Source organism: Brevundimonas sp. UBA7838 (assembly GCF_002500885.1).
GTDB lineage: Bacteria > Pseudomonadota > Alphaproteobacteria > Caulobacterales > Caulobacteraceae > Brevundimonas > Brevundimonas vesicularis_C.
In genome coordinates, this window is sequence record NZ_DLTK01000038.1 from 16,963 (window position 1) to 17,662 (window position 700).

The 700-nt window shown below is 66.6% G+C and carries 1 protein-coding gene and 1 pseudogene; one reads left to right on the forward strand and one right to left on the reverse strand.

Annotation, left to right across the window (positions count from 1 at the left end):
• On the forward strand, positions 1 to 466 hold a 466-nt coding region (locus B3T77_RS02690), incomplete at its 5' end, for a glutathione S-transferase family protein (protein ID WP_292076971.1).
• A gap of 6 nt (positions 467 to 472) precedes the next feature.
• On the opposite strand, the pseudogene B3T77_RS02695 reads toward B3T77_RS02690, so the two are convergent.
• Positions 473 to 700: pseudogene (locus B3T77_RS02695) on the reverse strand (VOC family protein); the annotation flags it as partial.

Sequence of the window (700 nt, forward strand, 5' to 3'; positions counted from 1 at the left end):
CATCGTCTGGGACATCGCCGAACGAGCGGGCGTGTTGATCCCGTCCGATCCGGTGATGCGAGCGCAGGTTCTGACCTGGTATTTCGCCGCCTTGAACAGCGTCGAAGGCGCGCTGATCAACGTCAGCGAGGCCGAGTTCTTCCTGCCCGACGAAGCGGCCAAGGCGGCGCGGCGGCGGCAGGTTCTGCCCTTCGCCGAAAAGCGATTATCCGAGCTCCAGCTCGCGCTGGGCGACCGTCTGTGGCTGGTCGGAGAAACCTTCACGGTCGCCGACCTGATGATGAGTTCAGTCCTGAAGATCGCCGCATCGCTGGACCTGTTAAAGGCCTATCCCGCGCTGCAGGCCTATTTCGACCGCTGCCTGGATCGCCCGGCCTATCGAAAGGCCGTCGCGGACCAGTGTGCGACCATCGCCGCACATGGCCCGCGCGACATGCGATACCGTGAGGCCCAAGCCGCCGGCTGATGCCCTTCACCCCACCCGGTGCATGGCGCAGATCTTGTTGCCCGAGGGATCGCGCAGATAGGCTAGGATCATGGGGCCGAAGGGGCCCTTGCGTTCGCCGGGCGGGTCCTCGATGGCGCGACCGCCGGCCGCGACGCCCGCGTCATGGAAGGCCTGAACCATCTCGGACGTCTTGGCGTGAAAGCCGATGGTGCCGCCGTTGGCGTGGCAGGCCGGCTCGCCGTCGATCGGCGC